The organism is Asticcacaulis sp. (assembly GCF_047605585.1).
Lineage (GTDB): Bacteria > Pseudomonadota > Alphaproteobacteria > Caulobacterales > Caulobacteraceae > Asticcacaulis.
The window spans coordinates 249,253-262,341 of the sequence record NZ_JASGFK010000002.1 but is presented as its reverse complement, the minus strand read 5'-3'; the positions used below and the strand labels follow the sequence as shown (position 1 = coordinate 262,341).

Sequence of the window (13,089 nt, the reverse complement as noted above, 5' to 3'; positions counted from 1 at the left end):
ACCATGCCCGCCGATAATATTCCGCCTTCGGATCATCCTGTCTTCGCCTTTACTGAGGGCGCCTCGCCGCTCGTCATCGCCGCGCCGCATGTCGGCACCTATATCCCGCCCGATATCGCGGCAAAACTGAATGACACCGGCCTGGCCGTGCGTGAGACCGATTTTCATGTCCACAGGCTGTTCGATTTCGCCCAAGAGCTTGGCGCCACCACGCTTTTCGCCACCCATTCGCGTTATGTCGTCGATCTCAACCGCGATCCGGCCGGCGCCAATCTCTATCCCGGCAAGTTCGAAACCGGCCTGTGCCCGATCAGCGATTTCGACCAGAATCCGATCTATCCCGACGGCCATACCCCCTGCGCTACCGAGATAGACTTTCGCCGCGAAACCTACTGGCAGCCCTATCACGATCAGCTCAAGGCCGCGCTCGATGCCGCCGTGGCGCGCCATGGCAAGGCACTGCTGATCGATGCCCACTCGATTCGCGGCGTGATCCCCAGCCTGTTCGAAGGCCGCCTGCCCGATCTCAATTTCGGCACCAACAGCGGTCAGACCTTGCGCGGCGACACGCTGAAGGCGTTGCAGGATTGGCGAGCCAAAACAGAGACCTACAGCCATGTGCTCGATGGCCGCTTCAAGGGCGGCTACACCACGCGCCATTACGGGGCCCTGTCTCCGCAGATTCAGGCCCTGCAGATTGAAATTGTTCAGGATACTTACCTAGACTCACGCGCGCCGCACCTGTATGACGCCGGGATCGCCGCCCCGTTGAGCAACACCCTGCGTCCACTTGTTGAGGCGCTGGTCGCGGCCCTCTAATTCAAAGGTGCGCTTATGACCGCTTTTCACCAGATCACCGCCAAGCGTGGCAATATCATCGACGGCGCGGGCTATGCCGCCGCCCTGCGCGACCGCCTCGCCGTCCATGTGACTAACCTGAAAGCCGCCCATGGCCTGACGCCCTGTCTCGTCGTGGTCATCGTCGGCGACGACCCCGCCAGCCAGGTCTATGTCAAGTCGAAGGGCGAGATGACCCAGGCCATCGGCATGGAATCGCGCACCATCCGCCTGCCCGACACCACCTCGGAAGACGAACTTCTGAAGATCATCGACGATCTCAACCGCGACAGCGTGGTCAATGGTATTCTGGTGCAACTGCCCCTGCCGAAGCACATGTCCTCGCTGAAAGTGATCGATGCCATCAATCCGGATAAGGATGTAGATGGCTTCCATGTCTCCAATGCCGGCAAGCTGGCCGTGGGCCTCGATGGCATCGTCCCCTGCACCCCGCTGGGCTCGCTGATGCTGCTGAAGGACGCCGCGGCCGCCCATGGCGATAGCCTGGCCGGCAAGAATGCCGTCATCGTCGGCCGTTCCAACATCGTCGGCAAGCCGATGGCGCAGTTGCTGCTGAACCAGGACTGCACGGTCACCATAGCCCATTCGAAGACCAGGGATCTGGCCGAGGTCTGCCGCGCCGCCGATATTCTCGTAGCGGCTGTCGGCCGACCGAAGTTTATCGCTGGCGACTGGGTAAAAGACGGCGCCTATGTGATCGATGTCGGCATCAACCGTATCGAGGTGGACGGTAAGGGCAAGCTGGTCGGCGATGTCGATTTCGATGGCGCCAAGGATCGCGCCCTGGCCATCACGCCGGTGCCGAAGGGCGTCGGCCCCATGACCATCGCCTGCCTGCTCAACAACACCATCAAGGCCTTCTGCCTGCAAAACAAGCTGCCGGTTCCGGAAGGCGTATAAATGTCAGGGGTCGTCATCATCGGGGCCGGACATGCCGGCGGATCGGCAGCCGGTTTCCTGCGCCAGTACGGCTACAACGGACATATCACCCTGATCGGCGCCGAACCCTACCTGCCCTATCAGCGCCCGCCGCTCTCCAAGGCCTGGCTCAAGGGCGAGGCCTCGCTCGATGATCTCTATCTGCGCGGTGATACCTTCTACGCAGATCAGAACATCGATGCACGTGTCAATACACAGGTAGTCTCCATCGATAGCGCCGGCCAGACCGTCACCCTTCTGGGCGGGATTACCCTGCCCTATGAGCATCTGATTATCGCCACCGGTTCCAAGGCACGGCCATTTCCGGTGCCCGGCGCCGACCGTGTGCCGCATCACCTGCTGCGCACGCTCGATGACGCCGAAGCCCTGAAGAATGCCCTTCAGCCCGGCCACCGCATCGGCCTGATCGGCGCGGGCTATGTCGGGCTGGAAGTCGCCGCTTCGGCGCGCCATCTCGGCTGCGAAGTCACCGTGTTCGAGCGCGAAAGCCGCATACTGGCACGCGTCGCCTCACCGGCCCTGTCAAACTTCTTCACCGAAATGCACATGGGCCGTGGCGTCGGTATCTTTACTGAAGCGGCCATTAGCGAACTGTCGCTCGGCCAGAAGGACAAGAAGATCGTTCATCTCGCCGATGGCCGGACGCATGAATTTGATCTGCTGCTGGTCGGCATCGGGGCGCTGGCCAATGATGACCTGGCACAAGGCGCAGCCCTCACCTGCGCGAATGGCATTGTGGTCGATGCTGAGGCACGCACCAGTGACCCGGCCATCTTCGCCATTGGCGACGTGACTTCACGCACCCTGCCCATATACGACGGCCGTTTCCGCCTGGAGAGCGTGCCCAATGCGTTGGAACAGGCCAAGCAGGCCGCCGCCGCCATCACCGGCTACAAGCCGCCGGTCGTGGAGACGCCCTGGTTCTGGTCGGACCAGTACGAGTTCAAGCTGCAGATCGCCGGCCTGCTACGTCCTGGCTGCCGTGCCATCCTTCGCGGCGATCCGGCCAGCGGTGCCTTCAGTGTCTTCCATGTTGATGGTGAAGGCCGCTTGCGCACCGCCGAATGCGTCAGCAAGCCGGCCGATTTCATGGCCGCCAAGCTGTTGAGCGCCAAGGGTGTTGCGCTGGATGACGCCATTGCTGACCCTGAGGTTTCACTGAAGCCATACCTGCAAAAATAGCCGGCGCCACAGTGTCGCAGCGCACAAAATTGAGGTGACATTACCGGCGGATTGCGCTTAGGTCAGGGCAAATGAAACCTCCCCATGAGGACTCAATGACCAGTTCCCCTAAAGTCTTTTCTGATGCCACAGCTGCCCTTAAAGGTCTGGCGTTTGACGGCATGACCGTCATGTCCGGCGGCTTTGGCCTGTGCGGAATCCCTGAAAACCTGATCGCCGCCCTGCGTGATTCCGGCGTCAAAGGGATCACCGTCATCTCCAACAATGCCGGCGTCGATGGCTTTGGCCTTGGCCAGTTGCTCGAAACCCGCCAGATCAGGAAAATGATCTCGTCTTACGTTGGCGAGAACAAGGAATTCGAGCGCCAGTATCTCGCCGGAGAACTGGAGCTGGAGTTCAATCCGCAAGGCACGCTGGCCGAACGCATTCGCGCCGGGGGCGCCGGTATTCCCGGCTTCTATACCGCCACCGGCGTCGGCACCATCGTGGCCGAGGGCAAGGAAATCAAGAATTTCAACGGCCGCGACTACGTGCTGGAAACCGGCCTGGTGGCTGATCTTTCCATCATCAAGGCCTGGAAGGGTGATGCCCGCGGCAACCTGATCTTCCGCAAGACGGCGCGCAACTTCAACCCGATGATGGCGACGGCCGGCAAGGTGTGCATCGCCGAGGTCGAGGAAATCGTGCCGGTGGGGTCGCTCGATCCGGACAATATCCATACGCCCGGCATCTATGTCGATCGCATCGTGCAGGGCACATTTGAAAAGCGAATTGAACAACGCACCGTGCGTGTAAGGGAGGCTGTCTAATGCCCTGGACCAGAGACGATCTCGCCAAGCGCGCTGCCGCCGAATTGCAGGATGGCTTCTACGTCAATCTCGGCATCGGCATCCCGACGCTGGTGGCCAACCATATTCCCGAGGGCATGACCGTCACGCTGCAATCGGAAAACGGCATGCTGGGCATGGGGCCGTTCCCCTATGAGGACGAGATCGACGCTGACCTGATCAATGCCGGCAAGCAGACCATCACTGAACTGGATGAGACGAGCTATTTCTCGTCATCGGACAGCTTCGCCATGATCCGTGGCGGCCATATCAACCTGACCATCCTCGGCGCCATGGAAGTGGCCGAAAACGGCGACATCGCCAACTGGATGATCCCTGGCAAGCTGGTCAAGGGCATGGGCGGGGCGATGGATCTGGTGGCCGGCGTCAAGCGCGTGGTGGTGGTCATGGATCATGCCAACAAGCACGGCGAATCCAAGGTGCTGAAGGCCTGTACCCTGCCGCTGACCGGCACGAAGGTGGTCAATCTGATCATCACCAATCTGGGCGTGTTCGAGGTCAAGCCGGATGGCTCGGGCCTGAAACTGATCGAACTGGCGCCCGAGGTAACGCTGGAAGAGATCGCCGAAAAGACCGAAGCCGCCTACGAGGTGGCGCTATAGTAAAAAGCCCCGGAGGAAACTCCGGGGCTTTTGTTTTAGAGACCCTCGACCTTCTGCGAAGCTGAAGGCTTGGCCATCTCCTGCGGTGTCGCCGTCTGGGCATAGTTGGCCAGGGCATCCTCGCTGAAATCGATCAGGCTCGTTACCACCTGCGTGGTTGCCTGATTATATCCCTCACTCATCAATGACATGTCATTCTTGCGAACCGCGATATCGGCGCTGATGAACTTCTGCCCCACGACCAGCCGGTCTGACAGGCGGATCAGGCGGGCATCGAGCGCGATGGAAACCGTCGGGCGATTGCGCGTATAGTCCGTCTCGAACTTGCGCACGCTGATATCGAGGCGGAAATTGGCCGCCGTCGGGCCGCGCGGCTCAAGCGTCACCGTCTGGCCGCCGCGCGCGAAGCCGGTCGAGATGGCGTCCTTGAACAGGCCCGACGCCGCCGAGGTCCAGCGCGCTTCGGCGATATAGGAGACCTGGCTGCCTTCCACCGTCATGATGCGATCGCCGGCGCTGTCCTGCGGGAAGGTCACCGTGCCGAACACGATGCCCGTGGGCGCCATGCCGACCGCACGGCCAGCCGTCCCCGCCGCGACTGCCTTCTGTTCCACCAGTTCCGGTGTATAGCCGAAGCGATAGAGTTGGGCGGGCTTGGTCTTGGGCAGCAGGGTCACGCAGCCAGTGAGCGCAATAGCCGCGCCAAGCACGGTTGCCGTCCTCAGGGTTTTCATAAGCGCACTCATTGGCTCACCTTTCTTTCCTTGGCGACGGGCTTGTTGATCAGCCCCTGCGGGCTGGCCTGCACGGAATCGACGAGATCCTTGACCGATTCCGAGGCGTCATTGAGGTTGCGCAGGCTTTCCTGCAGTTCCGGCAGGGTGGTCGTATTGAGCTGGTCAGCCGGCGCCTTCATGGCATCGGCCAGGGTCTCGACATGCTCGGCGGCATCGGCCAGTTTCTTGGTGGCCGCATTGATCTGGTCGAGCGTTTCCGGCAGTTTTTCCGAAGCCACGCCATTGGTCGAATTGGCCAGCCGCGTCACGGCATCGGCGGCTTCACCGGCGCTGACAATGGCAGCATGGGCGTCATCGATCATCTGCTCACGGCCCTTCAGCTCGGCCGTGATGGCCTGCAGGTTGCTCAGGCTGTCGGAGAAGGTTTTGATATTCTGGTCGGACAACAGACGGTTGACGCGGTTCAGGCTCTCATAGGTGTTCTCGATCACTGACCCGGATCCCGACAGCAGCTTGGAAAGTGCGCTTTCCTGGCTGTGGATCAGCGGCGGCGGCGCCCCCTGCTTGTGCTTCAGCAGCGGCGCATTGGCCGAGCCCGGCGAAATCTGCATATAGTACAGGCCGGTAATGCCCTGCGGCTCCAGCGACGCGACGGAATCGACGCGCACCGGCGTGCCCTCGTCGAGCTGGACCGTGGCGATGACCTGGTGGGTATTGGCGTTGCCCAGGCGCAGGCCGGTCACTTCACCGACCTTGATACCGTTGAAATGGACTTCCGCCCCCTTGGTCAGGCCGTCGACCGGCGTGTTAAATTCGACCTCATAGGTGCCGAAGCTCTTGTTGAAGTCGAACTGGATGAACCAGAAGGCAAAGACCAGCAACACAAGTGCGAGGGCAAATGTGGCAAGACCAACCAGAGCATAATGGGCTTGACGTTCCATGTTCTATGCTTTCGCTTTCTAATCTTTCACCCGTCCGCGAGGACCGTGGAAGTATTCGTATATCCACGGATGCGTGGATTTTTCCAGTTGCGAGACAGGCCCCTTCTCCACCACGTGACGATCGGCCAGCACGGCGATTTCGTCACAGATGGCATAGAGACTATCAAGATCGTGGGTAATCATAAAGACCGTGAGGTCGAGGCTGCTCGCCAGTTCACGGATCAGGGTATCGAAGGCCGCCGCGCCTATAGGGTCGAGCCCCGCGGTCGGTTCATCGAGAAACAGCAGTTGCGCATCCAGCGCCAGCGCCCGCGCCAGGGCCGTGCGCTTGATCATGCCGCCGGACAGCTCGGATGGTGCCAGGTCGGCGGCGGTCAGCGGCAGGCCGGCCATGGACATCTTCAGCAGAGCCACGGCCCGGGCCTCGCGGCGGCTCAGGCGGGTGAATTCCATGATCGGCGCCATGATGTTTTCCGCCACGGTCAGGGTGGAAAACAGCGCGCCGCTCTGGAACAGCACGCCGGTCTTGGCCTGGATCTGGCGGGTCTTTTCGTCGCTGCCCTCATAGAGGCGGTGGCCGAACAGGCGAATATCGCCGGAGGTCGGCTTTTGCAGGCCCAGAATGGAACGCAGGAGGACGGTCTTGCCGGAGCCGGAGCCGCCGACAATGCCCAGCACCTCGCCGCGCTTGACGGTCAGTTCGAGGTTCTCATGGATGACATTGCTGCCAAAGCTGTTGTTCAGGCCCGTAATAACGATCGGGTCTTCTGATTCTTCCTTCAGCGGGGGGACGACCTGCCTTTTCATCAGAACACGAACCCGTTGAAAAGAATGGCGAAGATGGCATCGATCATGAAGATCAGGAAAATGGACTGCACCACGGCCTTGGTGACCTGACGGCCCAGGCTGATGACATCGTCCTTCACCGCCATACCGAGGCGGCAGCCGACCACGGCGATGGTGATGGCGAAGACCGGCGTGCGGATCATGCCGACGAACAGGTTGACGGTCGGGACATAGTCATAGAGACGCTGGACGAAATATTGCGGCCCGAGGCCCAGCGAGCCCCAGATGGCCAGGGAACCACCGAGCATGCCGGCCAGGGCGCCGATAAAGGTAACCAATGGCGTCATGATGACCAGGGCCACGACGCGCGGCACGACCAGGGCCTCATAGGGATCGATGCCCATGACCCGCATGGCGTCGATTTCCTGATTCATCTTCATCGAGCCGATTTCGGCGGCAAAGCCCGAGGCCGAACGGCCGGCAATCAGCACGGCGGCGATGACCGGCGCGAATTCGCGCATGACGCCGATGGAAACGAAATCTATGGAGAACACCGCCCCGCCATAGGCCTTCAGCGACAGCACCATCAGGAAGGCCAGCACGGCGCCGACGAACATATTGGTGAGGGCAACAATCGGCAGGGCCTCTAGCCCCGCCCGCTGCATGATGTTGAACAGCGGCGCCCAGCGGACACGCGACGGCCGGACGATCGACAGCATGATCAGGGTCATGACATGACCCATGAAGACCGACTGCGCCAGGAAACCGCGCCAGAAACCCGACATCAGCTGGCCGAGATTGACCAGGCCGTAATAGATCGGGTGCAGCCAGAATTTTTTGACCTCCGGGTTTTCCCGGTTGTAGGTGTCCATGGTCGGGCGGTTCGCCCCGACCAGGGCATAGAGCCGCGCGTAGTTTTCGTTATCCGGAAAAATCTCGCCGTCGAGCTTGTCGGTCAGGGCATAATGCAGAGCAAAGGCGCCGGCGCTGTCCATCACCTCCAGCCCATCGGTCGTGACGCGCACCCTGTTGTATTTTTTCAGCGCGGCCTGCATACGGTCGGCAATGCCTTCCAGGCGCGTGATGATCCACTGGCCGCTCAGATTGAGCACGGCTGTCCCCTCGCCGCCCTTTGGGGGCGCCGTAACGGTAAATTCAGCCTTGGCCGGTTTGGAAGTCGCCCTGGACATGCTTTGGTTGGCGGTCTTTATTTCAGGTTCCGATCGCGCGTGGATGTCCGATCATACATGCGCCATATTGATAAAATGGCAATAGCGAAGCGGAAAAAACCGTACAGTACCGTTCACTTTTATGGCGATTATGTTTCGCTTTGGGTTTCGCCGTCCACCAGACGCACCCGATAAACACCCTTGAATCCTTCGGGTTCGACAGGCTTGCCCTTGCGCAGCACCTCGATGCGGCCCTGCCGCGCCAGGCCGATGATGACGGCCCGGATCTTTGGCAGTTCGCGCTGCCAGTTGGTGGCGTCTATTGCCTTGGCCACCTGATTGGGACTAATGGACTCATCTTTTCGCACCTGCGACAGAAGATCAAACAGGGTCTCTTCGATAAGCTGAGACATGCGTGTGCCTTTCAATGGATGAGTTCAGTCATGACCACAGACACCAGCCCGTATGAGAAAATAACCGAAGGCGATTTTGCCGGCTGGGTCAGGTCGTCCGAGAGCGAGAGCTTCAACGGACTTGTCGGGCCCTATTACTACCAGATCGATGACCCCGCCAATGTCAAAGTGGCCTTCAAGGCGGAAAAACGTCACCTCAATGGCGGCGGCACCGTGCATGGCGGCTGCCTGCTGACCCTGGCAGACACCTCGCTGTTCATTTTCGCCCTGCCCCATCTCGGCGATGGCGGCGCGGTGACCCTGCAGCTCGACTCGCAATTCCAGACCCCCGGCCGCGAGGGGGACATCATCGTGGCAACCGGCGAGATCACCCGTGCTGGCAAGACGGTGGTTTTCGGTCGTGGTCAGCTGACCTGCGGCGACCGTATCCTGTTGAGCTATTCCGGTATTATGGCACGTAAAGCGCTCAAGCCGTCCGGGGATGCTTAATTAAAGCCCATACACCGCGTTCGGCAGAGCGCCGACAATGGCCGCCGACAGACAGGTGGCCAGGAAGGCCGCGGCCAGTCCCTTCCAGATCATGTCGATGATCTCCTGACGGCGCTCCGGCATCAGGGCGCCGAAGCCGGCCACGGTAATCCCCACCGAACCAATATTGGCGAAGCCGCAGGTGGCGTAGGTCAGCAGAATGCGCGTGCGCGGCGTCATGTCGGTCAGCGGCACCGCCGCCAGTTTCAGGAAGGCGACAAACTCGGTCAGCACCATTTTGACGCCGAGGATTTCGCCGCCCTTCGCCGCTTCGTTCCACGGCACGCCGATCACCCAGGCCAGCGGGGTGAAAATGACCCCCAGTATGCGCTCGACCGTCACCGGCTGTCCGCCAATCGGCGGGATAATCGTCAGGATCGCATTGGCCAGGGCCGCCAAGGCGACCATGACCACCAGGATGGCGGCGATATTCATGGCCACGGTCATGCCGTCGACCGTGCCCTTCGAAACGGCGTCGATGGCGGAATCGTATTTCAGTTCGCTGCCGTAATCGAGCTTCTCAACCTTGTGATTCATCAGGTCCGGCACGATGATCCGCGACAGCAGGACCCCCGCCGGCGCCGAGACCACGGCCGCCGCCAGAATATGACCCGCCGCATCGGGCAGGACGTTCTGCAGGATCAGCACATAGGCCACCATGGTGGAACCGGACACATTGGCCATGCCGATCACGATCAGCACGAACAATTCCGAACGCGTCAGCTTGTCGAGATAGCCCTTGATGATGATCATGCTCTCGACATTGCCGACGAAGATACCCGAAGCGACGCCAAGCGAGGTGGCGCCGCCCAGGCCGATCGTTTTTTCGAAGATATAGCCCAGCCCGCGGATGATGATCTTGAGCACGCCAATGTGCCACAGCAGGGCCGACAGGGCCGAAATGACCAGGATCAGCGGCAAAACCTTGAGCGCAAAGACAAACAGCGCGCCGGAATTGGTGACCTGATAAGGCTGGTCGCCGCCGCCCATATAACCGAAGACGAACTGCATGCCCTGGTCGGTCGCGTCAGACAAGGCGCTCATGCCATTGGCGACCCCACCCAGCAAGGCATGGGATTGCGGAATGGCGAACAGCGCCAGGATCAGCGCCACCTGGATGGCAATGGCGCCGATGGCCAGGCGGACCGGGAACTTGCGGCGGTTCTCCGACATCAACCAGCAGATCAGCAGGATGGCAACGATGCCGAACAGGCTTTGCAGGTTTTCCGGGCCATAATGAAAGGGCAAGGCAATCTTCCTCAAGGGTACAGGGATTCCGGATACATCCGGAACTTACAGATATTGTGACAATAGATACAAAAAGGCGGGCCCTGTCGAGACCCGCCTTCTCATGAAATTAAACGCAGACCTAGAATTTCGAGCCGAGGCGCAGGCCGAAGGTCCGCGGCGTGGTCGCAACGATGTAGGAACGCTGATAGCAGATGCTGCACTGAACATATTTGGACAGTTGGCCGCGTTCATCCGTCAGGTTGCGGATATAGGCTTCCAGAGTCCAGGACTTGTAGTCCGTGCCCAGGGCGAAATTGATGGTCGTATATTCCTTCAGGTCGCCCATGAGCGCGGCCTCGGCGACACGGATATCGGTCGAAGCCCCCGCCTGGTAGGCGGCGTCAATCTGCCAGTAGGGGCTCAGATCGCCGACCTGCCAGGTGTAACGGGCATTGGCCGCCAGTTTCAGCTTCGGCGTAATCGGCAGGCGTGTCCCCACCGGGGCCGCAATCGAGTCCTGATGCTCCGTGGCTATGATCGTAGCGACTCCATCCGGGTACTGGGTTTCATAGGTGGTAACGACACCGGAACAATCCGACGCCGTATCGCCTTCATAAGCACACAGATTACTGGTAGTCTTTGCATCGGTAATAGCGCCGCTGGCCCCGATCGACAGGTGCTCGGTCGGGTTCCAGGTCATGTCCAGTTCCAGGCCCTTGATATCGGCATCAGGCCCGTTGTGGATTTCGGTAAAGCTGTTCTGGCCCAGGAAGGCGAACTGGAAGGCTTCCCACTTCTGGTCATAGATGGCGCCGTTCAGATGAACCTTCTTATCAAACAGGCTGGCTTTCCAGCCGAATTCCAGGTTGGTCAGATAATCCGGCGCATAGTTGGGCACGCTGGCGCGGCGGTTGATCCCCCCCGGGCGGAACCCCTTCGACCAGGTACCGTACACCATCAGATCCGGCGTTGCCTTCCACGACAGGTTCAGCTTCGGCGAGAAGCCGCTGCCTGTGGCGTGCTTCGGCGAAATGCTGCCGTCGGCGTTCTGCACGCCGAGGTCGGTACAGGGGGTATCGGCGACACCGCCCGTCAGCAGGGTACCGGTCGGGTCTTTCGGGTTATCGACGCCATAGGTATCGGTGGTGAAGCAGCGGCGCACGCCCGATGAACCATAGGTCGCATTCGGGGCATCGGTACCGGCCAGGAAGCCTTCGCTGCGACCGAAGCCGAAGAAGCCGATCAGCGAATTGTCATAGGTAAAGGAGCGGCCGCCGACGGTCAGGGTCAGTTTCGGCGTGATGTCGTAATAGAGCTCGCCGAAGATGGCGGCGTCGCGGTCGATGCGGCTCTGCTTGGTTAGCCATAGCGTGCCTTCCCAGCCATTGACCGACATGGCGGCCGAAAGGCCCGGCACCTGGTAGTCCTGCAGGATATCGTGCGTCTGGTACTGATAGAAGGCGCCTGCCACGAAGCGCAGGCGGTTTTCCGCCGGCGAGGCGATGCGGATTTCATGGCTCTGCTTGGTGAACTTGTCCGTACCGACGATCATCTGGCGTGGATCGATAGTATTGCCGTCGTTGTCAGTGAAATACTGATAGTTGGCGATACCGCCGTAGGAGGCATAGAGGGCATCATAGGCCTCGGCATAGTCGGTATAGTCCGATACCGAAGTCACCTTGCGCTCCATGTAGGCACCGGCATAGGTGACATCGAAATTGCCGATCTTGCCCTGGACCGTCAGGGCTGCCTGAGCGAAGCGGTCGTGGCTCGATTCCGGATAGAAGCGTTGCACCTTGAGGTCACCAACGGTCGGATCGTAGCCATAGCTGCCATGGCTACGCGTATCCTGGGCCAACAACGTGCCGGTCACCGTCCAGTTTTCATCAAGATCGACCTTCAGCGCAGCACGCCCCCCCATGACCTCAGTGTCGTTGTAATCCTTTTCGACATACTTGTCGTTATTGACGGTAATGCCAGGCAGGTAGCCGCCCTCTCCGTCCGACGCCCCCAGGAAGGTGCGCGTCCCCGCCACATTGTCGATATAGCCGGCGTCCTTTTCGTACCAGCCGACCAGACGCAACGCGATCTTGTCGCTGAGCGGCACGTTGAACATGCCTTCGAGCTGACCGCCCATGCCGCCATTCTCGACCTGGTTGATCTCGCTGTCGAACCGGCCATAGGTGGCGCCGAGGGTCGGCTTGTTGGTGATGATGCGCAGGGTGCCAGCTTCGGACGAAGCGCCGTAGAGCGTACCCTGCGGCCCCGCCAGCGACTCGATACGGGCGATATCGTAGACGTGGACATCGAGCGCGCCGTCGATCGTGGTCACTGGCTGTTCGTCGAGATAGATACCGACGCTCGGCAGGGAGCCGGAGTGGTTGCCATCGCCGCCCGACGCTACGCCGCGGAAATACACCTTGGTCGAGCCGGGCTGTGAGGTTTGGAAAGACACGCTCGGCAACTGTGCGGCATAGTCGTTGAAATTGTTGACATGCAGTTCGTCCAGTTTCTTGGTGCCCAGCACTTGAATGCTGATCGGCACGTCCTGAAGCTTCTGACTGCGCTTCTGCGCCGTGACAATGACTTCGGTGGGTTCCGGCTCAGCCGCGGCAGGCGCCGGGGGTGTTTCCTGCGCGAAGGCCAGGGCTGGCAGGGTGGCCAGCATGGTGCTCGTGAGCAGGGTAGTAGCCAGGCTGGTGTTTAGGCGACGCGCATTCATTGAAACCCCCGTATGTCGGTTAATTCGACCAGACTGTGGCCGAGTTGTAAAACCGTCAACGGCAATTTGTCGCAATGCAAAAATGCGATCACAAATGTGTCGCAATTGCCACGTTTACATGACTTTCGCGTCAC

13 protein-coding genes are annotated in these 13,089 nt (G+C 60.5%); 6 read left to right on the top strand and 7 right to left on the bottom strand.

Annotated elements, in window-relative coordinates:
• Nucleotides 1-3: 3 nt before the first annotated feature.
• The 5 genes from hutG to QM647_RS06990 all read left to right on the top strand — a co-directional run bounded on the left by hutG (nt 4) and on the right by QM647_RS06990 (nt 4,429).
• Nucleotides 4-819, top strand: a complete 816-nt coding sequence (hutG, locus tag QM647_RS07010; protein WP_414994792.1) for an N-formylglutamate deformylase — start codon at nt 4-6, stop codon at nt 817-819.
• 15 nt (nt 820-834) lie between these two features.
• Nucleotides 835-1,758 carry a bifunctional 5,10-methylenetetrahydrofolate dehydrogenase/5,10-methenyltetrahydrofolate cyclohydrolase gene (locus tag QM647_RS07005; protein ID WP_414994791.1) on the top strand — a complete coding sequence of 308 codons (924 nt, stop codon included), beginning with the start codon at nt 835-837 and terminating at the stop codon, nt 1,756-1,758.
• Nucleotides 1,759-2,979: an NAD(P)/FAD-dependent oxidoreductase gene (locus QM647_RS07000; protein WP_414994790.1), complete on the top strand. Its 1,221-nt coding sequence runs from the start codon at nt 1,759-1,761 to the stop codon at nt 2,977-2,979.
• 95 nt (nt 2,980-3,074) lie between these two features.
• A complete protein-coding gene (locus tag QM647_RS06995; protein ID WP_414994789.1) occupies nt 3,075-3,788 on the top strand; it encodes a CoA transferase subunit A in 714 nt (237 codons plus the stop codon).
• A complete protein-coding gene (locus QM647_RS06990) occupies nt 3,788-4,429 on the top strand; it encodes a 3-oxoacid CoA-transferase subunit B (RefSeq protein ID WP_414994788.1) in 642 nt (213 codons plus the stop codon). The genes QM647_RS06995 and QM647_RS06990 overlap by 1 nt, the downstream gene beginning before the upstream one ends.
• 35 nt (nt 4,430-4,464) lie before the next feature.
• On the opposite strand, the gene QM647_RS06985 is transcribed toward QM647_RS06990, so the two are convergent.
• The 5 genes from QM647_RS06985 to QM647_RS06965 form a co-directional block, all read right to left on the bottom strand.
• Nucleotides 4,465-5,163 carry an ABC-type transport auxiliary lipoprotein family protein gene (locus tag QM647_RS06985; protein ID WP_414994787.1) on the bottom strand — a complete coding sequence of 233 codons (699 nt, stop codon included), beginning with the start codon at nt 5,161-5,163 and terminating at the stop codon, nt 4,465-4,467.
• Between the two features lie 8 nt (nt 5,164-5,171).
• Complete coding sequence (locus QM647_RS06980) at nt 5,172-6,107, bottom strand: MlaD family protein (protein ID WP_414994786.1); 936 nt, start codon at nt 6,105-6,107, stop codon at nt 5,172-5,174.
• Nucleotides 6,108-6,125: 18 nt separating this feature from the next.
• Nucleotides 6,126-6,914 carry an ABC transporter ATP-binding protein gene (locus QM647_RS06975; RefSeq protein WP_414994785.1) on the bottom strand — a complete coding sequence of 263 codons (789 nt, stop codon included), beginning with the start codon at nt 6,912-6,914 and terminating at the stop codon, nt 6,126-6,128.
• Nucleotides 6,914-8,083 (bottom strand): MlaE family ABC transporter permease, encoded by a 1,170-nt coding sequence (locus QM647_RS06970; RefSeq protein WP_414994784.1) that lies wholly within the window; start codon nt 8,081-8,083, stop codon nt 6,914-6,916. Before QM647_RS06970 ends, QM647_RS06975 begins: the two co-directional genes overlap by 1 nt.
• 128 nt (nt 8,084-8,211) lie before the next feature.
• A complete protein-coding gene (locus QM647_RS06965) occupies nt 8,212-8,475 on the bottom strand; it encodes a DUF3253 domain-containing protein (RefSeq protein WP_414994783.1) in 264 nt (87 codons plus the stop codon).
• A 30-nt stretch (nt 8,476-8,505) separates the two neighbouring features.
• Here QM647_RS06965 and QM647_RS06960 point away from each other — a divergent pair, with 30 nt between their 5' ends.
• Nucleotides 8,506-8,964, top strand: a complete 459-nt coding sequence (locus QM647_RS06960) for a PaaI family thioesterase (protein WP_414994782.1) — start codon at nt 8,506-8,508, stop codon at nt 8,962-8,964.
• Here the strand turns inward: QM647_RS06960 and QM647_RS06955 are convergent, their stop codons facing one another.
• Together QM647_RS06955 and QM647_RS06950 are read right to left on the bottom strand one after the other, a co-directional pair.
• Nucleotides 8,965-10,251, bottom strand: coding sequence for a NupC/NupG family nucleoside CNT transporter (locus QM647_RS06955; RefSeq protein ID WP_414994781.1), 1,287 nt, complete (start codon nt 10,249-10,251; stop codon nt 8,965-8,967). It lies immediately after the preceding gene.
• Between the two features lie 121 nt (nt 10,252-10,372).
• Nucleotides 10,373-12,955 carry a TonB-dependent receptor gene (locus tag QM647_RS06950; RefSeq protein WP_414994780.1) on the bottom strand — a complete coding sequence of 861 codons (2,583 nt, stop codon included), beginning with the start codon at nt 12,953-12,955 and terminating at the stop codon, nt 10,373-10,375.
• Nucleotides 12,956-13,089: the final 134 nt, after the last annotated feature.